This is a genomic window from Aeromicrobium jepli (assembly GCF_047246605.1).
GTDB lineage: Bacteria > Actinomycetota > Actinomycetes > Propionibacteriales > Nocardioidaceae > Aeromicrobium.
Genome location: NZ_JBFOKO010000001.1, coordinates 640,642 through 666,781, shown reverse-complemented (window position 1 = coordinate 666,781; position 26,140 = coordinate 640,642). Strand labels below are relative to the sequence as shown.

The following is a 26,140-nucleotide window of genomic DNA, read 5'->3' as shown; positions in this document are numbered from 1 at the left end:
GCGAGAAGGGTGGATCCCGTTCCAGAAGTCGCCCGGACGGGGCGGGATCGACGGGCGTCAGGCGACGCTGAGGTCGACCTCGATGTTGCCGCGGGTGGCGTTCGAGTACGGGCACACCTGGTGGGCCTGCTCGACGAGCTTCTCGGCCTCCTCGCGCGCGACGTTCGGCAGCGTCACCTCGAGGGCCACGGCCAGGCCGAAGCCGCCGTTGCCGTTGTCGCCGATCGAGACGTCGGCGACGACCTCGGACTCCGAGACGTCGGCGCCCGCCTTCTGGGCGACGAGGCGCAGAGCGGAGTGGAAGCAGGCCGCGTATCCGGCGGCGAAGAGCTGCTCGGGGTTGGTGGCGCCGCCCGCGCCGCCCATCTCCTTGGGCGTGCGGACGTCGGCGGACAGGATGCCGTCGGTGGACTCGACGTGGCCGTTGCGGCCGTCGCCCGTGGCGACGGCGCTGGCGGTGTAGAGAGGCTTCATGCGCACAACTCTATTGCGCGCAATCGAATAGGACAACAGATAAACTCGACGAGTGGACGACTACCCGCAGCTCGCGCTCGACCAGCAGATCTGCCTGCCGCTGTACGCGGCGTCGCGTGCGGTGACCCGCCGCTACACCGAGCTGCTCGCCGAGGTCGGCCTGACCTACCCGCAGTACCTGTGCCTGCTGGCGCTCTGGGAGGCCGACGGGCCGCTCGGCGTCGGCGAGCTCGGCCGCCTGCTGCACCTGGACTCGGGCACCCTCACGCCGCTGCTCAAGCGCCTGGAGGCGGCCGGCCTCGTGACCCGCGGTCGCGACAGCGGCGACGAGCGTCGGGTCCTGGTGAGCCTGACCGAGGATGGCTGGGCCCTGCGCCCGCGCGTGGCCGACGTCCCGGCGCGCCTCGTCGAGGGCATGGGCATGACCGAGGCCGACGGCCGCGCCCTGCGTGGCCTCCTCGACCGCCTCATCGAGGAGCTGGAGCGCTGAGTTGCACGTTCGGCCGCCGACACGCCGTGCGCGAGCGGCCGAACGTGCAACTCAGCGGGTCGGGTCAGAACAGCTTGGGCTGCGGCGGGGCGTGCGCCGGATCGACGCCGTCGAACAGGCTGGAGACGGACTCGCCGGCGTGGATGCGGGCGATCGCCTCGGCGAACAGCGGGGCGACCGAGCGGACCGTCAGCTCGGGCCAGTCGGCCGGGGCCGGGACGGTGTCGGTCGTGACGACCTCGGTGATGGCCGGGTGGGAGCGCAGCCGCTCGACCGCCTTGCCCGCGAACAGGCCGTGCGTGCACGCGACCGACGCCTCGGTCACGCCGAACTCCTCCAGCTTGTCCATGAGCTCGATGATCGAGCCGCCCGTGGCGATCTCGTCGTCGAGGACGATCGCGCGCTTGCCCGCGACGTCGCCGACGATCGTGTCGATGACGACCTTGTCGTCGGCCTTGCGCTGCTTGCTGCCGGCCGCGACGGGCAGTCCCAGCAGCCGGGCGAACTGCGAGGCCGTCTTGGCGTTGCCGAAGTCCGGCGAGACGACGATCGAGTTGCTGAGGTCCTGCGCGCGGTAGTGCTCGGCGAGCTCGCCGAGGGCCGTCAGGTGGTCGACCGGCATCGAGAAGAAGCCGTGGACCTGCGGCGCGTGCAGCGTCATCGTGACGACGCGGCCGACGCCCGCCGTGGCCATCAGGTCCGCGACCAGCTTGCCGCCGATCGAGATGCGCGAGGCGTCCTTCTTGTCCGAGCGGGCGTACGCGTAGTGCGGCACGACCACCGTGACCGAGGCGGCCGACGCGCCGCGCGCGGCGTCCACCATGAGCAGCAGCTCCATGAGGTGGTCCTGCGTCGGCGGCACGAGCGGCTGGACGATGTACACGTCGCGCTGGCGGCAGTTGGCGAGCAGCTGCACCTGCAGGCAGTCGTTGCTGAACCGCGTCGTCTCGGACGGACTCAGCGCGACGCCGAGATTGCTGCAGATCTCCTCGGCCAGGGCACGGTGGGCGCTTCCGGAGAAGACCACGATGTCGCTCACGCGTCGAAGGCTAGCGCCTCGCGCGCCCCCGTGGACACCTCAGGCCCAGAGCTGTCCCTCGAGCCGGTCCTCGGCCTCGTCGATCGTGCCCTCGTAGGCGCCGGTCGACAGGTACTTCCAGCCTGCGTCGCACACGATGAAGGCGATGTCGGCGCGCTCGCCCGCCTTGACGGCCTTCGCGGCCTGGCCCAGCGCGGCGTGCAGGATCGCGCCGGTCGAGATGCCGGCGAAGATGCCCTCGGCGTCGATCAGCTCACGCACGCGGCGCACGGCGTCGCGGGGGCCGACCGAGAACCTCGAGTCGATGAGCGAGGCGTCGTACAGCTCGGGGACGAAGCCCTCGTCGATGTTGCGCAGGCCGTAGACGAGCTCGCCGTAGCGCGGCTCGGCAGCGACGATGCGGACGTCGGGCTTGTGCTCGCGGAAGAACCGGCCCACGCCCATGAGCGTGCCGGTGGTGCCCAAGCCGCCCACGAAGTGCGTGATCTCGGGCAGGTCCTCGAACAGCTCGGGGGCCGTGCCGCGGTAGTGCGCGTCGGCGTTGGCCGGGTTGCCGTACTGGTAGAGCATGACCCAGTCCGGGTGCTCGGCCGCGAGCCCCTTGGCGACGCGCACGGCCTCGTTGGACCCGCCCGCGGCCGGCGAGCTGATGATCTCGGCGCCGAACATCGTGAGCAGCTGGCGCCGCTCGACCGACGTGTTCTCGGGCATGACGCAGATCAGCCGGTAGCCCCGCTGGCGCGCGACCATCGCCAGCGAGATGCCGGTGTTGCCGCTCGTGGGCTCGAGGATCGTGCAGCCCGGGCGCAGCGTCCCGTCGGCCTCGGCCGCCAGGATCATCGACAGGGCCGCGCGGTCCTTGATCGAGCCCGTCGGGTTGCGGTCCTCGAGCTTGGCCCAGACCCGCACGTCCTCGCTCGGCGAGAGGTTCGGCAGGCCGATCAGGGGCGTGTGCCCGACCGAGTCGACGAGCGAGTCGTAGCGCATGCTCAGGCCGCGCCGCCCGCGACGGCGGGCAGGATGACGACCGTGTCGCCATCGGAGATCGCGGTCTCGAGGCCGCCGGTGAAGCGCACGTCCTCGTCGTTGACGTAGACGTTGACGAAGCGGCGCAGCTCGCCGCCGTCGATGAGCCGGTCCTTGATGCCCTCGTGGTTCGCCTCGAGATCGTCGATCAGGGCGGACAGGGTGGCGCCCTCGGCGGAGACGGCGCGCTCACCCCCGGTGTGGGGACGCAGGATCGTGGGGATGCGGACCTCGACGGTCATGTCAGGCTTCACCTTCGGTTCGGGGGGTGTCAGCGGTGCTGCTGTCATCGGTGTAACGGTCGACGATGCGAACTTCTTCCTCGGTGACCTCGCCGTCGACGATGCGGTACGAGCGGAAGTCGACCGGGCCGGACTCGTGCGCGCCGTCGCGCGTCGAGACCAGGACGTAGTGGGCGCCGGGCTCGGAGGCCAGGTTCACGTCGGTGCGCGACGGGTAGGCCTCGGTGCCGGTGTGCGAGTGGTAGATGACGACGGGCTCCTCGTCGTTGTCGTCCATCTCGCGGTAGAGCCGCAGCAGGTCGCCGGAGTCGAACTCGTAGAACGTCGGCGACATCGCGGCGTTGAGCATCGGGATGTGCCGGACGGGCCGGTCCGATCCGTACGGCCCGGCGATGACGCCGCAGGCCTCGTCCGGGTGGTCGCGTCGCGCGTGGGCGACGATCGCGTCCACGTGCTCGCGCAGGATGGTCAACACGGTGACCGAGTCTATCGAGCGCTCGCGGCGGCCCGGGCGGCCATCCGCCCTGCGGACGCCGTCACGCGACGTGGACGAGCGTCTCCTGCACGAAGCCGAGCCAGTCGTAGACGTCGCCCATCGCCACGGTGGCCTCGTCCTCGGACTCGGCCAGCCGGGCGGTGTCCTCGTCGGTCTCGATCCCCAGTCGCACGGCGAGCGCGAGCCGGACGTCGGTGAGCGCGCGCAGCCACGCCATGACCTGGGCGTCGTCGAGCTCGACCTCGACGTGCTTCGAGCCCACGTCGAGCCCGCCCTCCTCGAGCGTCTCGATGACGGTGTGGGCGTTGGCGACCTTGGCCGACGACAGCGACTGCTCGGTGAAGCGGCGGAACTCGGCGGCGTCGTCCGGCGCGTCGCGGTACGCGTCCGGCAGCAGACGGGCGAGCACGGGGTCCTCGGGCGGCAGGGCCGGGCCCGTCATGCCGATGAGCTGCGCGAGCGGGTCCGGCTCGGACTCGGACGGGCCGTTGCGGTCCTGCAGCAGCTCGACGACCTGACTGGTCAGGTTGACGATGAGCTGCGCCTCGTTGAGGTCGAAGGACGCCGTGACGGTGCCGCGGCGCCGGCGGCGGAAGGGCTTCACACCTCGCTCCGCTCGAGCGTGGCCCACAGTCCGTACTCGTGCATCGCCTGCACGTGCCGCTCCTGCTCCTCGCGCCGACCGCTCGAGACGATCGCGCGGCCCTCCTCGTGCACCGCCAGCATCAGCTGCTTCGCCTTCTCCTCGGTGTAGCCGAAGTACGTCCGGAACACGAACGCCACGTAGGACATGAGGTTCACCGGGTCGTTCCACACGATCGTCACCCACGGGTCCTCCAGCTGGATGGACAGGTCCGCCTCGGGCTTCTCGGTCTCGACGGGGGTGGGTGTGGTCACGCCTCCCATTGTGCCTGCCTCCGGCTCGTCCGCGTGAGGGCAGCATGCGCCCTAGGCTGGGCGCATGCCCTCGACCGCCCTGCTGACGGACCACTACGAGCTGACGATGCTGCAGGCCACGCTGGCCGACGGGACCGCCGACCGGCGATGCGTCTTCGAGGTGTTCGGCCGGCGGCTGGGCGGTGGCCGCCGGTTCGGCGTCGTGGCCGGCACGGGACGCGTGCTCGACGCGCTGGCCGACTTCCGGTTCGGCGAGGACGAGATCGCGTTCCTGCGCCGGCAGGGCGTGGTGGACGACGCGACGTGCGACTGGCTCGCGGACTACCGGTTCACGGGCGACATCTGGGGCTACCCCGAGGGCGAGCTGTGGTTCCCCGGCTCCCCCGTCCTGCGCGTCGACGCCTCCTTCGGCGAGGGCGTGATCCTCGAGACGCTGATCCTGTCGATCCTCAACCACGACTCGGCGATCGCCTCGGCCGCGGCCCGCATGACGATCGCCGCCGGCGACCGACCCTGCATCGAGATGGGCACGCGCCGCACGCACGAGGAGTCGGCCGTCGCGGCCGCCCGCGCCGCCTACATCGCGGGCTTCGCGGCGACCTCGAACCTCGAGGCGGGACGGCGCCACGGCATCCCCACGGCCGGCACGGCGGCCCACGCGTTCACGCTCGTGCACGACTCCGAGCGCGACGCGTTCGCGTCTCAGGTCCGCGCGCTCGGGGAGGGCACGACGCTGCTGGTGGACACGTACGACATCACGCAGGGCGTCGCCACGGCCGTCGAGGTGGGCGGGCGCGCGCTCGGGGCGGTGCGCCTCGACTCCGGCGACCTCGCCGACGTCGCCCAGGCCACGCGCGCGCAGCTCGACGCCGCCGGGAACACGGACACGCGGATCACGGTCACGAGCGACCTCGACGAGTACGCGATCGCGGCCCTGGCGGCGGCGCCGGTGGACGGCTACGGCGTCGGCACCTCGCTCGTGACCGGCTCGGGCGTCCCGACGAGCGGCTTCGTCTACAAGCTCGTCTCGCGCGAGGGCGCCGACGGGCGGCTGGTGGGCGTCGCGAAGAAGAGCAAGGACAAGGCGTCGGTCGGCGGCCGCAAGACGGCGCTGCGCCGGCTCACCTCGCGCGGCGTCGCGGAGGCCGAGGTCATCGGCATCGACGTCAAGCCGCGCGACGACGGCGACGACCGCGAGCTCATGGTGCCGCTCGTCGAGTCCGGCGAGCGGGTCAGCACGTCGACCCTGCGGGACGCGCGCGAGCGCCTGCAGGCCTCGCTGCGCGAGCTCCCCGCGGCGGCCAAGCGCCTTTCGAAGGGCGACCCGGCCATCCCGACGATCTACGAGGACTGACGGGCGGGTGGCGGTTTCCCCGGTTAAGTAGGTTCCCTGTCACTTAGCGAGGATCGCGATCCTCGCTAAGTGACAGAGAACCTCGCCATGTGGGAGGAAAACCTGCTTAACCGGGGAAACTGTCAGCCAGCCAGCAGCTCGAGGGTGCGGACCCGCGCGGGCGAGGTGCGGGGGTCGGTGCCGCGGCGGGCCGAGGCGACCGGGTGGACCATGACCTCGTCGACCTCGAACTGCGCGGCGAGGGCCTCGAGCTCCTTGCGCGCGGTCTCGGGATCGCCGACCACCATGCGCGCCAGGCCCGAGTCCACGAGCGACTCCATGCCCTGGTCCAGCTCGAGCGCCTCGGCGTCCTCGACGAGGTCCACCGGGCCCATCGGCTTGCCGGTCCGGAGGCGGGCCATGTTCTGCAGGTTCGGCAGCGCGAGCGCCGCGGCCTCGTCGGTCGTGTCGGCGACGACCACGTTCGCGGTGAGGAACGTGGTCGGCCGGTCGCACACGTCGCTGGGGCGGAACTCGCTGCGGTAGACCTCGAGCGCCTCGGCCGTGCCGTGGCCGCTGAAGTGGTGCGCGAAGACGTACGGCAGTCCCTTCGCGGCCGCCAGGTGCGCCGAGTACATCGAGGAGCCCAGCAGCCACAGCTGCGGCGCACCCTGCGCGACCGGCGTGGCCTTGAGGACGTACTGCTGGTTCGGGATCGGCACGCGCACGCCGCGACCGTCCATCAGGGCGACGACGTCGTCGAGGTAGCGCGGGAAGTTCTGGATGTCGGAGTCGTCGCGTCCGGCGGCTCCGCGCAGCGCCCACGAGGTCACCGGATCCGAGCCCGGGGCGCGGCCGATGCCCAGGTCGATGCGACCCGGGTGCGCGGCCTCGAGCAGCGCGAACTGCTCGGCGACGGCGAGCGGCGCGTGGTTCGGCAGCATCACGCCGCCGGAGCCGACGCGGATGCGCTCAGTGTGCGCGGCCAGGTGGGCGATCAGGACCGGTGGCGCGGTCGCGGCGACGGCGGGCATGTTGTGGTGCTCGGCGACCCAGTAGCGCTCGAACCCCAGGCGGTCGGCGGCCCGCACCAGCTCCGTGGTGGCGGCCAGCGCGTCGCTGGTGGTCTGGTCGGTGCGGACAGGGACGAGATCGAGGACCGAGAGCTTCACACCCGTCACAACGGCGAGCGCCGCCCGGGGATTCCCGCGGGCGCTAGCGTCGAGCCATGCGCGAGGCGTTCGGAGCGACGTTCATCGGCCCGGAGGGCTACCTCAACACGGCCTCGTACGGGCTGCCGCCCGCAGCCGCCGTCGAGGCCCTCGAGGAGGCGCACCGCGCGTGGGCGCACGGCACGGCCGCCGGGATCGACTTCGACGCCGACATCGAGACCGGACGCGCGGGGTTCGCCGCCCTGGCCGGCGTCCCGGTCGAGTCGGTGACCGTCGGTCACTCGGTCGCCGCACTGCTCGGGCCCGTCGCCTCCGCACTGCCGGACGGCGCGTCGGTGCTCGTCCCCGAGGGCGAGTTCACCTCGGTCAGCTTCCCGTTCGCGGCGCACGCGGAGCGCGGGACGACCGTCACGGAGGTGCCACTGCACCGGCTCCCCGAGCTCGCCGCCGGCCACGACCTCGTCGCGGTCTCGACCGTCCAGTCCGCCGACGGCGCCCGGATCGACCTGGACGCGCTGCGCGAGGCGACGGCAGGCAAGGACACGATCGTCGTCCTCGACACCACGCAGCAGGTCGGCTGGCTGCGCCTGGACGTGGCGTGGGCCGACGTCGTCGCCAGCTCGGGCTACAAGTGGCTGCTCGGGCCGACCGGCGTTGCGTGGGGCGCCTACTCCCCCTCGCTCGCGGAGCGCCTCGTCCCCCACCACGCCAACCGGTACGGCGGCGGCGACCCGTGGAACACGACCTACGGTCTGCCGCTGCGCGCGACCGCGGACGCGCGCCGGTTCGACGTCTCCCCCGCGTGGTTCGGCGTGCGCGCGGCCGCGACGAGCCTGGCGTGGCTCGCCGGACTCGAGCTCGACGCGGTCACCGAGCACTGCCTGGGGCTGGCGCGGCAGGCGCGAGCGGCCCTCGACCTCGAGCCGTACGAGTCGGCGATCGTGTCGATCCCGCGCGAGCACGCGGCTGCCCGGCTTGAGCGTGCCGGACTGCGCGCGTCGGTGCGGCAGGGCCGCGCGCGGGTCGCGTTCCACCTCTACAACACGCAGGACGACCTCGACCGGCTGCTCGGGGCGCTCGCGGACTGACGGTCGCCCGGCCCGTTCGGCGAGTGGCGCAGAACGGGGTCGCGAGTGGCGCAGAAGTGCCCGCCACTCGCCGAGTGGCGGGCACGATTGCGCCACTCGCGGAGAAGGCGCGCGGGACGGCTCAGGTGCCGAGGTTCTCGACGAGGAAGCCGCCCGGGTAGCTGCGGATGCGGCGCGAGTCGCGCACCCGGCGGGGCCGCTGCCGCTCGGGCATGAGCCCCACGAGGCGGCCGCGCAGGCGCAGCGCCCCGTGTGACGCCGCCTCGAACCAGGCGGGCGGGTGCTCGTAGCCGAAGGCGTCGCGCAGGTGCGGGTCCATGATCGCGATGCTGAAGCGGCGCACGACGGGCGCGAGCAGCCGCGGGTAGAACGTCACGAACAGCTCCAGCGTGGCGTCCGCGACCGCCCTGGACCTCGGGTCGAACGCGAAGTGCCGCGCCTCGTGGTCGTCCAGCAGTCGCTCGAACCCGGCGAGGTCCTCGGGCAGGTCCCGGATGCCCATGAGCCGACCGAGCCGCCGGTAGTACTGCACGCCCGCGACGTCCTCCTCCGGCGTGGTGCGCCGCCAGCCGTAGCGGTTGACCCAGCGATTCGGCATGACCACGAACGTCGCGAGCACGTACCGCATGTCGTCGTTGCCGATGTCGTGGCGGCCGTGCATCTGGTTCATCCGTCGGACCGCCGCCCGGCCCGGCTCGGTCTCCAGGCCCTGGTCGACGATCTCGCCGAGGATGAGCGCGGTGTCGTCGTGCCGGCGCTGCGTGTCGGTCGTGAACTGCTGGGTGTCGTACAGCAGCCGGCCGATCGAGGGCACGGCGTAGGTCCGGAACAGCGCGAAGCTCAGCGCCTGCTCCAGGTCCCACGGGAAGTCGTACTGCCCGAAGTCGCGCGAGATCCTCTCGTAGTCGACCAGCGGGTCGAGCCCGGCGGACCTCGCGCGACGGGTCATCGCGGGATCACGATCCGGGCGGCGACGTAGTCGACGATGTCCACGACGGCCTGCTTCGCGACCGGGACCACGCCCGGCAGGCTCAGGAAGCCGTGGATCGCCGAGGCGTACTCGCGGTACTGCACCGGCACCCCCGCGCGCTGCAGCGCGTCGCGGTACTTGACGCCGTTGTCCAGGAGCGGGTCGTGGTCGGCCGTGAGGATGAACGCCGGCGGCAGCCCCGCGAACGACTCCGCGCGCAGCGGCGAGGCGAGCGGATCGGTCGTGCCGTACGCGTCACCCATGTAGAGGTGGGCGAACGCGGACATGTTGGCCGAGGTGAGCACCGGCTCGTCCGGCATCCGCAGCTCGGACGCGAACTTCTCGTACATCTCGACAGCGGGGTAGATCAGCACCTGCGCCGCGATGCGCGGGAGGCCCTCGGCGGTGGCTCGCTGCGCGACCACGGCGGCCAGATTGCCGCCCGCGCTGTCGCCCATGACGGCGAGGCGGTCGGGGTCGATGCCGAGCCGCTCGGCGTTCTCGGCGATCCAGCCCAGCGCCTCCCACGTGTCGTCGGTCGCGGCGGGGAACGGGTGCTCGGGCGCGAGCCGGTACGAGGGCGAGATCACGACGGCGCCGGAGCCCGCCGCCACGCGCGAGGCCAGCCAGGCCGACTGCTCGGGCGAGCCCTGCACCCAGCCGCCGCCGTGGAAGTTGACCACGACCGGGCGGACCCCGCCGACGCCGGTGGGACGGTGGACGACGGCACGCAGCGTACGGCCCTTGAGCGGGATCTCGATGCTCTCGGTCCGCACGCGCCGGTCCGGCGTGCCGAAGACGAGCCGGCCGGCCGCCGTCCTCATGAGGCGGTCACGCTCGGCGCGCAGGGCGGCGTGGTCCTGCGCCTCCTCGACGGGCGTGGCGAGGCGCTCGAGGAGCGCGGCGAAGATCCGGGTCCGGGGGGCGAGCGGTGCGGTCACGCGGTCAGCCTAGGGGGCTCGCGTGACCTGAGTCACGCGGCTATCCCGAGGCGCGCAGGGCCCAGTCGCGCAGCGTGTCGATGCGGCGCTGCAGCTGGTCGGTCGTGGCCTGCGCGGCGGGCGGGCCGCCGCACTCGTGGCGCAGCCGGTTGTGGGTGACGCCGTGCGGGGTGCCGGTGCGGTGGTGCCACGCGGCGACGAGCGAGTTGAGCTCGCGGCGCAGCTCGGCGCGGCGCTCGTACTCGACGTCGGCCTCGACGCGCGCCGGTGCCGCCTCGCGCTTGCGGGCGCGGGCGCTGCGCAGCAGCTCGGCCACCTGGTCGCGCTCGAGCAGGCCCGGGATGCCCAGGAAGTCGAGCTCCTCGCCGTCGCCGGCGACCATCTCGTAGTCGATCGGGGAGAACTCGTCGCCGTCGTAGACGACGCGGTCGAACAGCGCCTCGCTGCCGAGGGCCGCGTACTGGTTCCCGAGCTCGTCGCTGGCGCCCTCGGACGCGTTGGCCCGGGCGACCATCGCCTCCTCGGCGGCGAACAGGTCGTCCTCGTCGTGGACGGGACGGCCGATGACGTGGTCGCGCTCGGCCTCGAGGTCGGCGGCCAGCTTGAGCAGGCCCGGGACGCTGGGCAGGAAGACCGAGGCCGTCTCGCCGCGGCGCCGGGCGCGCACGAAGCGGCCGACGGCCTGGGCGAAGAACAGCGGGGTGGCGATCGTCGTGGCGTAGACGCCGACCGCGAGGCGCGGGACGTCGACGCCCTCACTGACCATGCGGACCGCGACCATCCACGGGTCGGTGCCGGCGGAGAACTCGGCGATCTTGGCGCTGGAGCCGGCCTCGTCCGAGAGCACGAGCGTGACGTCGGTGCCGGTCAGCTCCTTGAGCAGCCTGGCGTAGGCGCGGGCGGAGTTCTGGTCGCTCGCGATGACCAGCCCGCCGGCGTCGTGGATGTCGCGGCGCACCTCGACGAGGCGCTTGTGCGCGGCCTCGAGCACGGCCGGCACCCACGAGCCGTTCGGGTCGAGCGCGGTGCGGAGCGCCTGCGCCGTCTGGTCGCGCGTGAGCGGCTGGCCCAGCCGCGCGGAGACCTCGTCGCCGGCCCGCGTGCGCCACTGCATCTCGCCCGAGTACGCCATGAACAGCACGGGGCGGACGACGCCCTCCTTGAGCGCCTCTCCGTAGCCGTACGCGTAGTCGGCGACGCTGGAGATCGAGCCGTCGCCCATCGGCGCGTACGTCACGAACGGGATCGGGTTGTCGTCCGAGCGGAACGGCGTGCCGGTGAGCGCGAGGCGGCGGATGGCCGGCTCGCACGCCTCCTGGACCGCGTCGCCCCAGCTCAGGGCGTCGCCGGCGTGGTGGATCTCGTCGAGGATCACGAGGGTGCGGCTGCGCTCGATGCGCACGCGGTGGCCGACCGGGTTGGTGGCCAGGCCCGCGTAGGTCACGCAGTACCCGTCGAAGCGGGCGCCGAGCGCGCCGGTCAGGTTGGGCTCGAGCGCGATCCCCGAGCGTGCGGCCGACTGCGCCCACTGGCTCTTGAGGTGCTCGGTGGGCGTCACCACGACGACGCGCTCGACGACGCGCCGGTGCAGCAGGTCGGCGGCGATCGTCAGCGCGAACGTCGTCTTGCCGGCGCCGGGCGTGGCGACCGTGAGGAAGTCGGCCGGCTGCGTGCGGGCGTACTGCTCGAACGCCTCACGCTGCCAGGCCCGTAGAGACAGGCCCGAGCTCACTGGTCGGAGTCACTCCCGGACTCGTCGTCGCCGGGCTGGAAGTTCTCCCAGATGTCCTTGCACTCGGGGCAGACGGGGAAGCGCTGCGGGTCGCGGCTGGGGACCCACACCTTGCCGCACAGCGCGATCACGGGGGTGCCCATGACCATCGCCTCGGTCAGCTTGTCCTTCGGCACGTAGTGGCTGAAGCGCTCGTGATCGCCGTTGTCGAGGCGCTGCTCGGTGCGCTCGTCATGAACGGTCTGGGTGCCGCGGCCGAAGAATCCCACGTCCCCCATCGTAGGCGATGGCGACGACACCGCGGGCACGCGCCGACGTCTGCGCAGGTGCGTCCGGCGTGTCGCGCTCAGTTCATCGCCGGGTCGTCCGGGAGCGTCGCCCAGAACCGGATCTCGCCGCGCTGGCGACGCAGGACCTCGCTCCACAGCAGGTCCGGCGAGGGCGACATGAGGTCGCTCTCCTGAGCCGGCACGACGATCCACGCGCCCTCGGCGATCTCGACCTCGAGCTGGTCCGTGCTCCACCCCGCGTACCCCGCGAAGACCCGCAGGCCGAGGAACTCCCCGCCCTGCGGCTCGGGCCCGTCGAGGTCCACCAGGCCGACGCGGCCGCTCATCTGCCGCCAGCCGATCGGCCGCGACCCGACGTCGGTGACCACGCCCACCGCGAGCGCGGAGTCCATCGCCACGGGGCCGCCCTCGAACAGGCAGCCCGGCGCGTTGACCCACGCGGCCCAGCCGGGCAGCACCTCCTCGACCCCCGCCTCGGACGGGCGGTTGAGGATGACGCCGAGCGCCCCGTCCTCGTCGTGGTCGAGGACGTAGACGACACTGCGCCAGAACGGCCCGGCGCCGATCGCCGAGGTGGCGACCAGGAGCTGTCCTCGCACCGATGACATACCCCCATGATGCCGGACGTGACGGGGGCTACATCTAGACTGGCCGCCATGGCAGACGCCGGGCACACCGAGGAGTTCACCATCGATGTGCTCGCCGAGCGCGCCGGGATGACCGTGCGCAACGTGCGCGCCTACTCCACCCGCGGACTGATCGACCCGCCGCGCCTCGAGGGCCGCACGGGCTACTACACCGACGCCCACCTGCAGCGGCTCGTGCTGATCCGCACGCTGCTGGGCCGCGGCTTCACCCTGGCGGCCATCGAGGAGTCCATCCTCAAGTCCCCGTCGACCGCCGCGGGCGTCGCGCTGGACCTCATCAACATCTTCGAGGCCGAGTCCGACGAGGACCCCACCGAGCTCATCGACCGCGCCGAGCTGGCCTCGCTCGCGGGCGTCAACCCCGACCATGAGCTGCTGGCGCAGATGATCGAGCTGGGCCTGCTGGAGCAGGTCGACGAGAACACGGTCCGCATGCTGCAGCCGGGCGTCGTCCGGCCGGGCAGCGCCGCCGTCTCGCTGGGCCTGTCGCCCGACAGCGTGGTCGACATCGTCCCGCACATGCGCGACCACCTCGAGCAGATCTCGGACCGGTTCGTCCACCACGTCAGCCGCGACGTGGCGCAGCCGTTCCTCGACGCCGGCCTGCCCCCGGAGGAGTGGCCGGTCGTCTTCGAGAAGATCGACAAGCTCATCCCGATCGCCAGCCAGGTCGTGGTGGCGATGTTCCGCAGCGTGCTGCGCGAGGCCATCGAGGTCGAGATCGGTCACAAGCTCGAGGAGCTCGCGATCGAGCGCCCGGCCGAGTGACCGGGCGCAGGCTCACTTCGCGCTGACGGCTCCCTGGCCCTTGTTGACCAGCTCGATCCAGGTCTTGCCGCGGGGCAGCTTCAGCACCTGGCCGTCGGCGGTGCGCAGGACCACGGTGGAGGCGTTGTTCGCCTTGCTCCACGTGGCGTTGACGCGCGTGCCGCCCACCATGACGACGGCCTTGCCCTTCCCGGCGAACACAGTCTCGGGGACGGGGTTGCCGGCCGGGTCGGTGTAGCCGGCGTCCTTCTCGTCCGCCCACAGCACGACGAGGTTCCGCGCCCCGAACTCGCGGGCGCTCGTGCCGTTGGTGCGCTTCCACGCCTTCCCGTCGAACTTCCAGTTCGTGGTGTGCGAGCGCGAGAACGTCACGCTGGCCGAGGTCACCGCCGGGCCCTTCGGCGCGGCCGCGCCCGCAGCGGCCCACTGGAAGTACGGGCGGTCCGGACCGGCGTTCTTCGCGTCCTGGTTGAGCGTGGCGAGGTCGACGACCACGTTGTACGGCGCGTAGCCGTCGTCGCGCGAGAGGCCCTTCGAGCCGGCGTCCTGCGAGTGGATCTTCAGGCCGGCGTCCTTGATGCGCTTGATCGTGCGGCCCGCGCCGCCGGAGGCGACGATCTGGCCGCGCACGGGCTTGGCGATGCCGATGTCGGTGGCACGCATCGAGCGCACGTGGCCGACGTCCTTCGGCAGGCGCGAGTAGTACAGCGCGGCGAGGCGGGTGATGCCGCCCTCGACGGTCTGCTCGACGACGAGGTCGGCGCGGTCGACGGCGGTCTGCGGGGCGGACGCGGGCGTGTTGTCGATCTTGACGACGAAGACGGGGTTCTTCGGCGCCTGCTCCAGCGTGGCGCCGGTGAGCGGGTTGATCGCGGTGACCTGGGCGGCCGTCGTCCGGCCCGGCTCCTTCGGGGCGGCCTCCTTCTTCTCCTCGTCGGAGCACGCGCCCACGGTCAGCAGGAGGGCACAGGTCAGCGACAACATCCGCAACTTCATGGCGTCCAGCATGCCGGAGGGGTGGTGGGGCCTCTCGACCGGCGCGCCGGTGTCGGAGGTCGATGCCACGATGTATCCCATGGGTTTCGGCGAGGCCACGAGGACGTGGTTCCGTGAGTCGTTCACCGAGCCCACCCCGGCCCAGACCGGCGCGTGGGAGGCGATCGAGCGCGGCCGCCACACGCTCGTCGTGGCGCCCACCGGCTCGGGCAAGACGCTCGCCGCGTTCCTGTCCGCGATCGACGGGCTGCTGCACCGCGAGCCTCGCGAGGGCGCCGGGACCTCGGTGCTCTACGTCTCGCCGCTGAAGGCCCTCGCGGTCGACGTCGAGCGCAACCTGCGCTCGCCGCTCGTGGGCATCTCGGGCGTCGCCGCGCGCCTGGGCGAGGAGCTGGCGCCCGTGACGGTCGGCGTGCGCACCGGCGACACTCCCCCGTCCGAGCGCCGTCGCCTCCAGTCGCACCCGCCGGACGTGCTGATCACCACGCCCGAGTCCCTGTTCCTCGTGCTCACGTCGGCCGCGCGCGACATGCTGCGCGACGTCCACACCGTCATCGTCGACGAGGTCCACGCCGTCGCGGGCACCAAGCGCGGCGCCCACCTGGCCGTCTCGCTCGAGCGGCTCGACGACCTGCTCGAGACGCCCGCCCAGCGCATCGGCCTGTCCGCCACCGTCAGCCCGCACGACGAGGTCGCCCGCTTCCTCGGCGGCCGCGCGCCGGTCGAGGTCGTGGCGCCCGCCTCGCCGTCCCGGCTCGAGCTCTCGGTGCGGGTCCCGGTGGAGGACCTCACCGAGATGCCGCCGCGCCACGAGGGGCCCCGCGAGGGCAGCTCCGCCCGCTCGGTCGACGAGCCGCAGGAGGCCGGCGGCACGATCTGGCCGCACGTCGAGGAGGCGATCGTCGACGCGATCCAGAAGGCGCGCACCACGATCGTGTTCGCCAACAGCCGCGGCGTCGCCGAGCGCCTGACGCAGCGGCTCAACGAGGTCTGGGTCGAGCGGGAGACGGGCTACCGGCCCGAGCCGTCCACCCGCCAGCCGGCGCACCTCGGCGGCGGGTCCAACATCTCGCTCGGCGCCGAGCCGGTGCTGGCGCGGGCGCACCACGGCTCGGTCAGCAAGGAGCAGCGCGCGCTGATCGAGGACGACCTCAAGTCCGGGCGGCTCCGGTGCGTCGTGGCCACGTCCAGCCTCGAGCTCGGCATCGACATGGGCGCGGTCGACCTCGTCATCCAGGTGTCCGCGCCGCCGTCGGTCGCCTCGGGCCTGCAGCGCGTCGGCCGCGCCGGGCACCAGGTCGGCGAGGTCTCGCGCGGACTCGTCTTCCCCACGGGCCGCCACGACCTGCTGTCCACCACCGTCACGGTCGAGCGGATGACGCAGGGCCGCATCGAGCGGCTCGCCGTGCCCGCCAACCCGCTCGACGTCCTGGCCCAGCAGACCGTCGCGGCGTGCGCGCTCGAGCCGATCGACGTCGAGGCGTGGTTCGACACCGTCCGCCGCTCGGCCCCGTTCGCCACGCTCCCCCACTCGGCCTACGAGGCCACGCTCGACCTCATCGCGGGCCGGTACCCGTCCGACGAGTTCGCCGAGCTGCGGCCCCGCGCCGTCTGGGACCGCCAGGCCGGCACGCTCACCGGGCGTCCCGGCGCCCAGCGGCTGGCGGTCACCAGCGGCGGCACGATCCCCGACCGCGGCATGTTCTCGGTCGTCCTGGCCGGCGAGGAGGGCACCGCCGGCCGCCGCGTCGGCGAGCTCGACGAGGAGATGGTCTACGAGTCGCGCATCAACGACGTCATCGCGCTCGGCGCCACTAGCTGGCGCATCCTCGAGATCACCGCCGACCGCGTCATCGTGGTCCCGGCCTTCGGCCAGCCCGCCCGGCTGCCGTTCTGGCGCGGCGACGCCGTGGGCCGTCCGTACGAGCTGGGCGAGGCGATGGGCGCGTTCCTGCGCGAGCTGAGCGGGCTGTCCCCGGGCAAGCAGCGGGCCCGCGTCGAGGAGGTCGGCCTCGACCCGAATGCCGTGGGCAACCTGGCCGCGCTGATCTCCGAGCAGCGCGAGGCCACGCGTCACCTGCCCACCGACACCACGCTCGTCGTCGAGCGGTTCCGCGACGAGGTCGGCGACTGGCGACTCGTCCTGCTGTCGCCGTACGGGCGGGCCGTGCACGCGCCGTGGGCGCTCGTCGTCGGCCGGCGGATCGAGCAGCGGTACGGGGTCGACGGCGCCGTGGTGGCCTCCGACGACGGCATCGTCGCGCGCGTTCCCGACGTCACGGGCGAGCCGCCCGGCGGCGACCTGTTCGACCTCGACCCGGACGACCTCGAGGCCGAGGTCACCGAGCTGGTGGGCGGCTCCGCCCTGTTCGCCGCGCGGTTCCGCGAGTGCGCCGCGCGCGCCCTGCTGCTGCCGCGGCGCAATCCCGGCGCGCGCGCTCCCCTGTGGCAGCAGCGTCGCCGCGCCGCGATGCTGCTCGACGTCGCCCGCAAGTACCCCGAGTTCCCGATCCTGTTGGAGACGGCGCGCGAGGTCCTGCAGGACGTCTACGACCTGCCGGCGCTCGTGACGCTCGCGCGCCGCCTCCGCTCGCGCGAGGTCGCCCTCGTGGAGGTGGGCACCGAGTCGGCCTCGCCCTTCTCGCAGCGGCTGCTGTTCGGGTACGTGGGCGCGTTCCTCTACGACGGCGACCTGCCACTGGCCGAGCGCCGGGCCGCCGCGCTGACCCTCGACCCCGAGCTGCTGGGGCAGCTGCTCGGCCGGGCGGACCTGCGCGAGCTGCTCGACCCCGAGGTCGTCACCCAGACCGAGCTCGAGCTGCAGCGGCTCGTCCCCGAGCGGCACGCCAAGGACATCGAGGGCGTCGCCGACCTGCTGCGCCTCGTCGGCCCGCTCACGCTCGGCGAGGTCGCCGAGCGCACGCGCGAGGACTCGCGGCACGAGGTCGGCCCGTGGCTCGCCGAGCTGCGCGAGGCCCGGCGCGCGATCGAGGTCCAAGTCGGTGGCGAGGCCCGCTGGGCGGCGATCGAGGACGCCGGCCGGTTGCGCGAGGCGCTCGGCACCGCGCTGCCGCTGGGCATCGCCGAGGCCCACCTGGCCGCCGGCAACGACCCCCTCGGCGACCTCGTCGCCCGGTTCGCGCGCACCCACGGACCGTTCACCACCGAGCAGGTCGCGTCCCGGCTCGCGCTCGGTGCCGCCGTCGTGCGCGACGCCCTCCAGCGGCTGTCCGAGTCGGGGCGGGTCACGAAGGGCGAGTTCCTGCCGGTCGCGTCCGGCGACACCGAGTGGGTCGACGCCGAGGTGCTGCGCCGCCTGCGCAACCGGTCGCTGGCCGCGGCGCGCAAGCAGGTCGAGCCCGTCGATCCCGCCGCCTTCGCGCGGTTCCTGCCCGCCTGGCAGAACGTCGGCTCGCGCCTGCGTGGTGCCGACGGCGTCCTCACGGTCGTCGAGCAGCTCGCCGGCGCCGCCCTGCCGGCCAGCGCGTGGGAGTCGCTCGTGCTGCCCGCGCGAGTCACCGACTACTCCCCCGGCATGCTCGACGAGCTGACCGCCGCGGGCGAGGTCACGTGGACGGGCGCCGGCAGCCTGCCGGGCCGCGACGGCTGGATCCGGCTGCTGCCCGGCGACATGCCCTGGCCCGCCGGCGAGGCCCCCACCGAGGCCGCCCACCAGCGCCTGCTCGAGCTGCTGAGCGACTCGGGTGCCTGGCTGTTCTCCGAGCTGTCCTCGCGAGTGGAGGCCGACGACCGCGAGGGCCTCGTCGAGGCGCTGTGGGACCTGGTCTGGGCCGGTCACGTCAGCAACGACACGTTCGCACCGGTCCGCAGCCTGGTCTCCGGCGGCGGCGCGCACCGCACCAAGCGGCAGGCGCCGCGTGCGCGGATGACCAGCCGGATGCGATCGCCGCGGCCCGTCGTCCCGCCGATCGTCTCCGGACGCTGGTTCGCCGTCGGTGACGGCGCCGAGACCACCGCCGAGCACGTCGCGCGCGCCGAGGTCCTGCTCAACCGGTACGGCGTCGTCACGCGCGGCTCGGTCCAGGCCGAGCAGACCCCGGGAGGCTTCGCCGCGACCTACCGCGTGCTGCGCGAGATGGAGCAGACCGGCTCCGCGCTGCGCGGGTACTTCGTCGACTCGCTCGGCGCGGCGCAGTTCGCGGGCCAGGGCGTCGTCGACCGGCTGCGCTCCTTCGTGCGCGACGAGGACGAGCCCGCGGACACCCCGGCCGTCACGCTCGCGGCCACCGATCCGGCCAACCCGTTCGGCGCGGCGCTCGGCTGGCCGGACCGCGCCTCTGACGGCCACCGTCCAGCCCGCAAGGCGGGCTCCCTCGTCGTCATCCACGACGGTCGCGCCGTCGTGTACCTCGAGCGGGGCGGCAAGTCCGCCCTGACGTTCACGGACGACCCGCGCGCGCTCGCCGCCGCGGCCGAGTCGCTGGTCGCCACCGTGCGGCGCGGCCGGCTGGGCCGCCTCACCGTCCAGACCGCCGACGGCGAGCCGGTCGCCTCGACGCCGCTCGGCGAGGCGCTCGCCGCCGCCGGGTTCGAGGCCCACCTGAAGGGACTGCGCCTCGATGCCTGAGGGCGACACCGTCTGGCGCTCGGCGCACCACCTGCACGAGGCCCTCGCCGGCCGCGTCCTGACCTCCACGGAGTTCCGCGTCCCGAAGTTCGCCACGGTCGAGCTCGCCGGCGAGACGGTGCAGGAGGTCGTCAGCCGCGGCAAGCACCTGCTCGTGCGCACCGAGAGCCACTCCGTCCACTCGCACCTGAGGATGGAGGGCTCCTGGCACCTCTACAGGCCCGAGACGATGCGCCGCGGGAGGATCCGCCGCCCCGCACACACGATCCGCGCGATCCTGCGCACGGACGAGTGGATCGCCGTCGGCTTCGATCTCGGGATCGTCGAGGTGCTGCCCCTCGCGGCCGAGGACACCGCCGTGGGCCACCTCGGTCCCGATCCGCTGGACCCGGACTTCGACCGCGACCTCGCCCTGGCGAACCTCGGGAACGAGCCCGACGTGCCGGTCTTCGTCGCCCTGCTCGACCAGCGCAAGGTCGCCGGCTTCGGCAACGAGTACGCCAACGAGCTGTGCTACCTCGCCCGGCTCGATCCGCGCACGCCCGCCGGCGACGCCCCGCTCGGGCCGATCCTCGACCGCGGCGTGAAGCTGATCCGTGCCAACCGCGACCGCGTCGAGCGCACCTTCACCGGCACCACGCGCCCCGGCCAGATGACGTGGGTCTTCGGCCGCGAGCACCGCCCCTGCCGCCGCTGCGGCACCACGATCCGCGAGATCTCCCTCGGACGCACCCCCACCCAGGAGCGCCGCGTCTACTGGTGCCCCACCTGCCAACCCGCGTTCGGCGGGCGCGATCGGTAGCGGCGCGGGGCCTCAGGTGTGCAGGAGAGCCGCGGCGTACTGGGCGAGGGCGGGGGCCATCTGGATGCCGTACCCGGCCTGGCCGACGTACCAGAAGTAGCCGTCGGCCTTGGCGTCCCAGCGGGCCACCGGGTTGCCGTCGGGAGCGAAGGTGCGCAGGCCGGCCCAGGCGGTGCTGACGCTGCGCAGGCCGAGGGTCGTGACCTCGTTGACCGCCTCGATGGCGCGCGCGATCTCGAGCTCGTCGGGCTTGGGGTCGCCGGGCTCGTGCAGCGTCGCGTCCTGCGGCGAGCACAGCACCGAGGCGCCCTCGGCCTTGAAGTAGAAGCCGTCGTCGATGCCGGCCGTGAACGGCACCCCCTCGAGGGAGGCCTTGGTCGGCGACTGGAAGATCGTGCGGCGGCGCGGCTCGAGGCGCAGCCGCTCGGCACCGAACATCGCTCCCACGACGTCGCCCCACGCGCCCGCCGCGTTGACGACGACGTCGGCGCGGTACGTCGCGCCGTCGGTCGTGGTCAGCACCCACTCCGTGCCCTCGCGCAGCGCCGACGCGACCCGCGCGGACGTGACGACCTGCCCGCCGCGAGCCCGGAACGCCCGCGTGTAGGCGTGGTGCAGGCCCATGACGTCGAGGTCGAGCGCCGTCTCGTCCCACGCCGCGATCCGGACCTCGCCCGGCCGGAGCACGGGGCACAGCCGCTCGGCCTCCGCCCCGTCGACCAGCTGGGCCTGCGTCTCGTCGGCGAGCCGGCGCACGTCGTCGTCGCGCCCGTTCACGCCGACCCACAGGCACGACATCGGCGCGGCCACCGGGCCGTCGACGTCGAACGGCGGGTCGATCAGGAACTCGCGGCTCGCGGTCGTGAACTCGCGCACGATCGGCGGGCCGTAGCTGCCGATCCACGTCGCGGCCGAGCGGCCCGTCGTGTGCACCGCGAGGGACCGCTCCCCCTCCAGGACCAGGACCTCGCGGTCGGCGGCCAGCTCGTACGCGAGGGCGACTCCCGAGATCCCGCCGCCGATGACGATGACGTCCATCGACCCATCATGCCCCGGAAACCTCAGGTGTCACGGCTGAACGAGGTCAGGCCCCTCCGGACCGGGCCGGCAGGTCCGCGCGGCGCACCCAGATCATGTCCTCGTCGATGTCGGTGTGCCTGGCGTCCCACGCGTCGAGGAACCAGTTCTGCCGGATCTTCCACGGGTGCTTGCCGCCGGACCGCGGCAGCAGGTCATCGGCGCGCGCGATGTAGCCCGCCTCGAGGTCGAGGATGCGCGAGTCCTCGCCGAAGTCCGCGCGGGGGTCGGGCATGCCGTACGCGTACCCCTGCCGCTCGAGGTGGTTGAGGTACTCCGCGACGTACTTCCACGTCAGGTCGGCGCGCAGCGTCCACGACGCGTTGGTGTAGCCCACGCACCACGCCAGGTTGGGCACGCCGCTGAACATCTGGCCCTTGTACGTGTAGAGCTCGTGCGGATCGACCTTGGTCCCGTCGATCGTGAGGTCGATCTGGCCCAGGGCGACGAGCTTGAGGCCCGTGGCCGTGACGACGACGTCGGCGTCGAGGTGGCGGCCCGAGACGAGCGAGATCCCGGTCGGGGTGAACGAGGCGATCCGGTCGGTGACGATCTCGGACCGGCCGGACCGCACCGACTCGTAGAGGTCGCCGCCGGGCACGACGCACAGGCGCTGGTCCCACGGCTTGTACGGCGGCGTGATCGTGGCCCGGTCCACGTTGGGCATCGCCTTGCCGCTCAGGCCCAGCAGGATGCGCCGGGCCGCCTTCGGGAACGCCCGGCAGAACAGGTAGAACGCGACGGTCGCCACCGCGTGGCCCAGCCGCGACACGTCGTGGACCAGCTGGTTCGGCAGCACCTTGCGCGCGGCGATCGCGAGCGGGTCGGTGGCGGGCTGGCTCAGCACGTAGGTCGGCGTGCGCTGCAGCATCGTGACCTTCGCGGCCTCGCGCGCGAGCGACGGCAGCAGGGTGATCGCGGTGGCGCCCGAGCCGATCACCACCACCTCCTTGCCGGCGTGGTCGAGGCCCTCGGGCCAGAACTGCGGGTGGACGACCTCGCCCTCGAACGACTCCAGGCCCGGGAAGTCGGGCGTGTAGCCCTCCTCGTAGGAGTAGTAGCCGCTGCACAGGTACAGGAACGAGGCCGTGACGACCTCGGTCGAGCCGTCCGCGAGGGTGCTCGTGACGGTCCACGTCGCGTCCTGGCTCGACCACTCCGCCGAGTCCACGCGGCGGCCGAACCGGATCCTCTCGCCGATCCCGTGCTTGGCCGCCGTGTCGACGAGGTACTGCCGGATGTCCGCCCCGTCCGCGATCGACGCAGGATGCGTCCACGGCTCGAACGGGTACGCCAGCGTGTACATGTCCGAGTCCGAGCGCACGCCCGGGTACCGGAACAGGTCCCACGTGCCGCCGATCGCGTCGCGCTGCTCGAGGATCGTGTAGGTCCGCCCGGGGGCGCGCTCCTGGAGTCGGTACGCGGCACCGATGCCGGACAGGCCGGCACCGACGATGAGGACGTCGACGTGGTCGCTCATGCTCACACTCCTATGTGACATTGGTAATGTCACATTAACAGGACCTGTGGCTCACGTCACTGCTTTGGGACGGGCCTGCTTCACTCAGGGCGTAGACCACCACCGGACTAGGATTTTGCGCATGACCGCAGTCGCCGCCGACACGCCGCCGGCCCCGCTCGAGGACGAGCCCCGCTCCGACCGGGGCCTGGGCGCCTTCCTGATCGTCACCAGCGCCATCGCCCTGTGGGCGTCGCTCACGCTGACCTACGACAAGATCGCCCTGCTCAAGGGTCAGATCGAGGGCACCGCCGAGCCGCTCGGCTGCGACCTCTCGGCCTTCGTCAGCTGCAGCAGCGTCGTGACGTCCGACCAGTCCGAGGCGTTCGGCTTCCCCAACACGTTCATCGGCGTCGTCGCGTTCTCCGTCGTGCTGACGCTCGGCGTGGTGCTGGCCACGGGCGTCTCGCTCCCTCGCTGGATGTGGGGCGGCCTGCAGGCCGGCGTGATCTTCGGCATCGGCTTCGTGACGTGGCTGCAGTACCAGGCCATCTTCGAGATCGGCAAGCTCTGCCCCTGGTGCATGGTCGTGTGGGCCATGATGATCCCGATGTTCGTCGTGGTGACCGCGCGCTTCACCGGCAGCCGATTCCTCAGGAACTGGACCGTGCTGATCTCCGCGCTGTGGATCATCGCCGTCGTCGCCACGATCTGGTTCCAGTTCGGCGAGAGCCTCTGGGCCTGACGGCCGGAACGACGGAGGGGCCCGGCTGGTGATCCAGCCGGGCCCCTTCGCGTCTGACTACCTCTTCGAGATCCGCTTGTACGAGGAGTACCGCGAGAGCGTCGTGTAGCCGGACTTGTAGCCGATCACCCGCACGCGGATCTTCTTGTTGCGGTACTTCTTCGGGACCTTGTACGAGGACTTGGTCGCGCCGCGGATCGCCTTCGTTCCGAGGTACCACTGGTACCGCAGCGTGACCGGGCTCGGTCGCCACGAGCCACTGACCCGCAGCGTCCTGCCGGCCTTCAGGGTGCCGGTGATGCGTGGCGTGGTCGCCGTGAGCGTTCCCCTGGCGATGATCGCGCTCGTCGTCGACACCGTCTGCGTCAGGTACATGCTCTTCTTGCCGGTCACCTCGAGCGTGAGGCGCTTGCCCGCGGCCGAGGCCGGGATCGTGAGATAGCTGTAGCGGCTCAGCAGCACGCCGTTGAGCTTCCACTGGTACGTGTAGGACGCCGACGGCAGCCAGCTGCCCGGTGCAGCGTTGACCCGCTGGCCGACCTTGAGCGACCCCGTGATCGAGGGCCGTCCGGCGATGAACCGGCGGATGTCGATGTCGATCGGCGCACTCATCCGCTCCTGCGTCCGGTAGTTGGTCAGCGAGCCGGTGACCTTGACCGAGACGCTCTTGCCGCGCTCGGCATCCGACGGCGTGAACGTGGAGCGCGTCGCACCCAGGATCTCATTGCCGTCGGCGTACCACTTGTAGCTGAAGCCCGGCATGGGATCCCACACGCCGCGGTCGACGCTCAGGGACGATCCCACGAGGCCGTCACCGATGATCGTCGGGTCGCCGCTGACCGTGAAGTCCTTGAGCCCGACGACGACCGGGTCGCTCACCCGCGTCGTGTCGGTGTACCCGGTGGCCTTTCCGGTCACCTCGACCGTGAGCTCGCGTCCCGCCTGCGCGGAGGTGAGCGTGTAGAGAGAGCGCGTGGCGCCCGAGATCGGCTCGCCGTCGAGCAGCCACTGGTACACGAAGGTCGTGGGCGTCGGGCTCCACGTGCCCGTGATCGCCTGGACCTGGTTGCCGGCCAACGGGGTGCCGCCGATGGTCGGCCGTGGGGCGTTGAAGCTCTGCAGCGTCACCAGGATCGGGTCGCTCTGCTGCGTCACCGACCGGTAGCCGGCGCGCGTGCCCGTGACGGCCAACCGGACCTGGCGGTTCACCTGCGACGCGGTCGGCGTGTACGTCACCTTCGTCGCCCCCGTGATCGGCGCACCGTCGGCGTACCACTGGTAGCTCAGCGCGACCGGATCCGGACCCCACGTTCCGGGGACTCCGGTGAGGATCTCGTTCGCGCGCCCCGTGCCCGTGACCCGCGGTGTCGGCGTGGCCGTCAGCTCGAGGAGCTGGACCGCGCTCGTCTCGGGGCTGAACTTCGGCAGGGCGTCGAAGTTGAGGCGCTGGGCCGTGACCCGCACGGCGAGCTTCTTGCCCGCCTGGTCCGACGTGACCCTGAACGTCTGTGCGGTCTCGCCACTGATGGGTCGGTCGTCGGCGTACCACTGGTACTCGAACGTGTCCGGCCGGGGCGTGAAGACGCCGTTGGTCGCGGTCAGGCTGTCGTTGACCTTGATGACGTCGGGGTCCCCGGTCTTGGTGATCGTCGGGGCGAGCTCGCTGGTGAACACACCCTTCTGGATCGGCAGGGTCAGGGCCTGTGACCAGTTGTTCGGGCTCGGGAACGTCTCGGTGCGGTACCCGTCCTTCACGCCGGTGACGAGCACCATGAGGCACTTGCCCTCGTCCTCGACCGTGGGCGAGTACGACTGCCGGTCCGCGTCAGGGATGGCGGTGGCCGCATTGGGCATTTGCGTGCACGCGCCGCGATACCAGCGGAACCGCAGGTCGACCTCGCCGTTCGGGAACCAGCTGTTGTCGGCCGCGTCGTACCGCTCGATCTCGTCGGTCTCGGGGAACAGGTCGACGGTCAGGATGTTGTGCATCCCGCGGTGACCCACGATCGTGAAGGCGCGCGTCGGGTACAGGCCCGTCTCGGCGCTCGCCGAGCCCGAGCACACCGGCGCGATGCGCACGCGATCGACCATGAGGGCCGAGTCCAACGAGTCGTTGTTCGCGTCGGACAGGGCGAGCGTCACGACGTCGGTCTCACCGTCAGGGTTGTCGGTGAGCGGCACCTCCATCGTCTCGACCGAGGTGAAGTTGTCGAACGGCGTCACGGCCGCCAGCATCGGGGCGTCCGCGTCGTCGGGCTGGCGCTCGAACTCCTCGTCGATCTGGTGCCAGTAGTCGATCTTGTTGACCTCGAAGCCGACCGGCTTCGCCGCGAGGTTCTGCTGCTCGAAGTAGCGCGGGCCCGGGTTCATCGCGTACTGCTTCGACGAGCCGTTCAGGGTCAGCGACGCGTTGTCCGACGGCGCTGAGGGCAGGAACGTGTGCACGCGCTCCTCGGTGGCCATCGCGACGTCCACGAGGAGGCATGACCCGCTCACCGACGGGTCGACCGTGAACGTCAGGCTCGCCGTGTCGCGCGCGCCGCCGTGGCTCGTGCTGGCTTGCAGGCCCGGCAGGTCCATGTTGAACAGGTCGTTCGCCTTGCCCGTCGACATGACCGCGTAGGACGAGCTGCCCCGGCGCGGGAAGTCGTTGAACCGGCGGGTCGAGGTGCCGATCATCTGGTCCGGTGCCGTGCCGCCCTTGGCGACGGTGACGCCCGCAGGCAGGTCCAGCGCCTCGGATACGTTGCCCTGCAGGTCGACGTCGGTGACGTCGGCACTGGCCGTCGGCGCGACGAGGCCGAGCAGGCCGCCGGCCAGTGCCGTGGCCAGCACGGGCCTGAGGTAGTGGTGCTTCACGGAGATTCC

The 26,140-nt window shown here is 72.3% G+C and carries 24 protein-coding genes; 7 read left to right on the top strand and 17 right to left on the bottom strand.

Features of this window, described 5'->3' with window-relative positions:
• Nucleotides 1–57 precede the first annotated feature (57 nt).
• The gene (locus tag AB3M81_RS03255) at nucleotides 58–474 is read right to left on the bottom strand and encodes an organic hydroperoxide resistance protein (RefSeq protein WP_412902464.1); all 417 of its coding nucleotides are present in this window, start codon (nucleotides 472–474) and stop codon (nucleotides 58–60) included.
• A 52-nt stretch (nucleotides 475–526) separates the two neighbouring features.
• On the opposite strand from AB3M81_RS03255, the gene AB3M81_RS03250 reads away from it, so the two are divergent.
• Entirely contained in the window at nucleotides 527–964 is a 438-nt protein-coding gene (locus AB3M81_RS03250) for a MarR family winged helix-turn-helix transcriptional regulator (RefSeq protein WP_412902463.1), read from the top strand.
• Nucleotides 965–1,028: 64 nt separating this feature from the next.
• Here the strand turns inward: AB3M81_RS03250 and AB3M81_RS03245 are convergent, their stop codons facing one another.
• From AB3M81_RS03245 to clpS, 6 genes are all read right to left on the bottom strand, one after another.
• On the bottom strand, nucleotides 1,029–2,003 hold the full coding sequence (locus AB3M81_RS03245; protein WP_412902462.1) for a ribose-phosphate diphosphokinase: 975 nt from the start codon (nucleotides 2,001–2,003) through the stop codon (nucleotides 1,029–1,031).
• A 39-nt stretch (nucleotides 2,004–2,042) separates the two neighbouring features.
• A complete protein-coding gene (locus AB3M81_RS03240) occupies nucleotides 2,043–2,990 on the bottom strand; it encodes a PLP-dependent cysteine synthase family protein (RefSeq protein WP_412902461.1) in 948 nt (315 codons plus the stop codon).
• 2 nt (nucleotides 2,991–2,992) lie between these two features.
• A complete protein-coding gene (locus AB3M81_RS03235; RefSeq protein ID WP_412902460.1) occupies nucleotides 2,993–3,271 on the bottom strand; it encodes a MoaD family protein in 279 nt (92 codons plus the stop codon).
• A 1-nt stretch (nucleotide 3,272) separates the two neighbouring features.
• A complete protein-coding gene (locus AB3M81_RS03230; RefSeq protein ID WP_412902459.1) occupies nucleotides 3,273–3,746 on the bottom strand; it encodes a M67 family metallopeptidase in 474 nt (157 codons plus the stop codon).
• 61 nt (nucleotides 3,747–3,807) lie between these two features.
• Complete coding sequence (locus AB3M81_RS03225; RefSeq protein WP_412902458.1) at nucleotides 3,808–4,371, bottom strand: DUF2017 domain-containing protein; 564 nt, start codon at nucleotides 4,369–4,371, stop codon at nucleotides 3,808–3,810.
• Nucleotides 4,368–4,673 (bottom strand): ATP-dependent Clp protease adapter ClpS, encoded by a 306-nt coding sequence (gene clpS, locus AB3M81_RS03220; protein ID WP_412902457.1) that lies wholly within the window; start codon nucleotides 4,671–4,673, stop codon nucleotides 4,368–4,370. The genes AB3M81_RS03225 and clpS overlap by 4 nt, the downstream gene beginning before the upstream one ends.
• A 55-nt stretch (nucleotides 4,674–4,728) precedes the next feature.
• Here clpS and AB3M81_RS03215 point away from each other — a divergent pair, with 55 nt between their 5' ends.
• Nucleotides 4,729–6,018, top strand: coding sequence for a nicotinate phosphoribosyltransferase (locus AB3M81_RS03215; protein ID WP_412902456.1), 1,290 nt, complete (start codon nucleotides 4,729–4,731; stop codon nucleotides 6,016–6,018).
• Between the two features lie 122 nt (nucleotides 6,019–6,140).
• Here the strand turns inward: AB3M81_RS03215 and AB3M81_RS03210 are convergent, their stop codons facing one another.
• On the bottom strand, nucleotides 6,141–7,169 hold the full coding sequence (locus tag AB3M81_RS03210) for an LLM class flavin-dependent oxidoreductase (RefSeq protein WP_412902455.1): 1,029 nt from the start codon (nucleotides 7,167–7,169) through the stop codon (nucleotides 6,141–6,143).
• A 56-nt stretch (nucleotides 7,170–7,225) separates the two neighbouring features.
• Here AB3M81_RS03210 and AB3M81_RS03205 point away from each other — a divergent pair, with 56 nt between their 5' ends.
• A complete protein-coding gene (locus tag AB3M81_RS03205) occupies nucleotides 7,226–8,257 on the top strand; it encodes an aminotransferase class V-fold PLP-dependent enzyme (RefSeq protein WP_412902454.1) in 1,032 nt (343 codons plus the stop codon).
• 121 nt (nucleotides 8,258–8,378) lie between these two features.
• Here AB3M81_RS03205 and AB3M81_RS03200 read toward each other — a convergent pair whose 3' ends face one another.
• The 5 genes from AB3M81_RS03200 to AB3M81_RS03180 form a co-directional block, all read right to left on the bottom strand.
• Nucleotides 8,379–9,206 carry an oxygenase MpaB family protein gene (locus tag AB3M81_RS03200; protein ID WP_412902453.1) on the bottom strand — a complete coding sequence of 276 codons (828 nt, stop codon included), beginning with the start codon at nucleotides 9,204–9,206 and terminating at the stop codon, nucleotides 8,379–8,381.
• The gene (locus AB3M81_RS03195; RefSeq protein ID WP_412902452.1) at nucleotides 9,203–10,168 is read right to left on the bottom strand and encodes an alpha/beta hydrolase; all 966 of its coding nucleotides are present in this window, start codon (nucleotides 10,166–10,168) and stop codon (nucleotides 9,203–9,205) included. Before AB3M81_RS03195 ends, AB3M81_RS03200 begins: the two co-directional genes overlap by 4 nt.
• Before the next feature lie 40 nt (nucleotides 10,169–10,208).
• On the bottom strand, nucleotides 10,209–11,900 hold the full coding sequence (locus AB3M81_RS03190; RefSeq protein ID WP_412902451.1) for a DEAD/DEAH box helicase: 1,692 nt from the start codon (nucleotides 11,898–11,900) through the stop codon (nucleotides 10,209–10,211).
• Nucleotides 11,897–12,169, bottom strand: a complete 273-nt coding sequence (locus tag AB3M81_RS03185) for a DUF3039 domain-containing protein (RefSeq protein WP_412902450.1) — start codon at nucleotides 12,167–12,169, stop codon at nucleotides 11,897–11,899. Before AB3M81_RS03185 ends, AB3M81_RS03190 begins: the two co-directional genes overlap by 4 nt.
• 77 nt (nucleotides 12,170–12,246) lie before the next feature.
• Complete coding sequence (locus AB3M81_RS03180; protein ID WP_412902449.1) at nucleotides 12,247–12,798, bottom strand: YqgE/AlgH family protein; 552 nt, start codon at nucleotides 12,796–12,798, stop codon at nucleotides 12,247–12,249.
• A gap of 48 nt (nucleotides 12,799–12,846) precedes the next feature.
• Here AB3M81_RS03180 and AB3M81_RS03175 point away from each other — a divergent pair, with 48 nt between their 5' ends.
• Entirely contained in the window at nucleotides 12,847–13,605 is a 759-nt protein-coding gene (locus AB3M81_RS03175; RefSeq protein WP_412902448.1) for a MerR family transcriptional regulator, read from the top strand.
• A gap of 12 nt (nucleotides 13,606–13,617) precedes the next feature.
• Here AB3M81_RS03175 and AB3M81_RS03170 read toward each other — a convergent pair whose 3' ends face one another.
• Complete coding sequence (locus AB3M81_RS03170) at nucleotides 13,618–14,670, bottom strand: DUF3048 domain-containing protein (RefSeq protein ID WP_412902447.1); 1,053 nt, start codon at nucleotides 14,668–14,670, stop codon at nucleotides 13,618–13,620.
• Between the two features lie 10 nt (nucleotides 14,671–14,680).
• Here AB3M81_RS03170 and AB3M81_RS03165 point away from each other — a divergent pair, with 10 nt between their 5' ends.
• Together AB3M81_RS03165 and AB3M81_RS03160 are read left to right on the top strand one after the other, a co-directional pair.
• Complete coding sequence (locus AB3M81_RS03165) at nucleotides 14,681–19,189, top strand: ATP-dependent helicase (protein ID WP_412902446.1); 4,509 nt, start codon at nucleotides 14,681–14,683, stop codon at nucleotides 19,187–19,189.
• Complete coding sequence (locus AB3M81_RS03160) at nucleotides 19,182–19,991, top strand: DNA-formamidopyrimidine glycosylase family protein (protein WP_412902445.1); 810 nt, start codon at nucleotides 19,182–19,184, stop codon at nucleotides 19,989–19,991. The genes AB3M81_RS03165 and AB3M81_RS03160 overlap by 8 nt, the downstream gene beginning before the upstream one ends.
• Nucleotides 19,992–20,003: 12 nt before the next feature.
• Here AB3M81_RS03160 and AB3M81_RS03155 read toward each other — a convergent pair whose 3' ends face one another.
• The gene (locus AB3M81_RS03155; protein ID WP_412902444.1) at nucleotides 20,004–21,029 is read right to left on the bottom strand and encodes an NAD(P)/FAD-dependent oxidoreductase; all 1,026 of its coding nucleotides are present in this window, start codon (nucleotides 21,027–21,029) and stop codon (nucleotides 20,004–20,006) included.
• A gap of 46 nt (nucleotides 21,030–21,075) precedes the next feature.
• Nucleotides 21,076–22,548 (bottom strand): flavin-containing monooxygenase, encoded by a 1,473-nt coding sequence (locus AB3M81_RS03150; protein WP_412902443.1) that lies wholly within the window; start codon nucleotides 22,546–22,548, stop codon nucleotides 21,076–21,078.
• Between the two features lie 121 nt (nucleotides 22,549–22,669).
• On the opposite strand from AB3M81_RS03150, the gene AB3M81_RS03145 reads away from it, so the two are divergent.
• The gene (locus AB3M81_RS03145; protein WP_412902442.1) at nucleotides 22,670–23,272 is read left to right on the top strand and encodes a vitamin K epoxide reductase family protein; all 603 of its coding nucleotides are present in this window, start codon (nucleotides 22,670–22,672) and stop codon (nucleotides 23,270–23,272) included.
• 57 nt (nucleotides 23,273–23,329) lie between these two features.
• Here the strand turns inward: AB3M81_RS03145 and AB3M81_RS03140 are convergent, their stop codons facing one another.
• Nucleotides 23,330–26,131, bottom strand: coding sequence for a hypothetical protein (locus AB3M81_RS03140; protein WP_412902441.1), 2,802 nt, complete (start codon nucleotides 26,129–26,131; stop codon nucleotides 23,330–23,332).
• Between the last annotated feature and the right edge of the window lie 9 nt (nucleotides 26,132–26,140).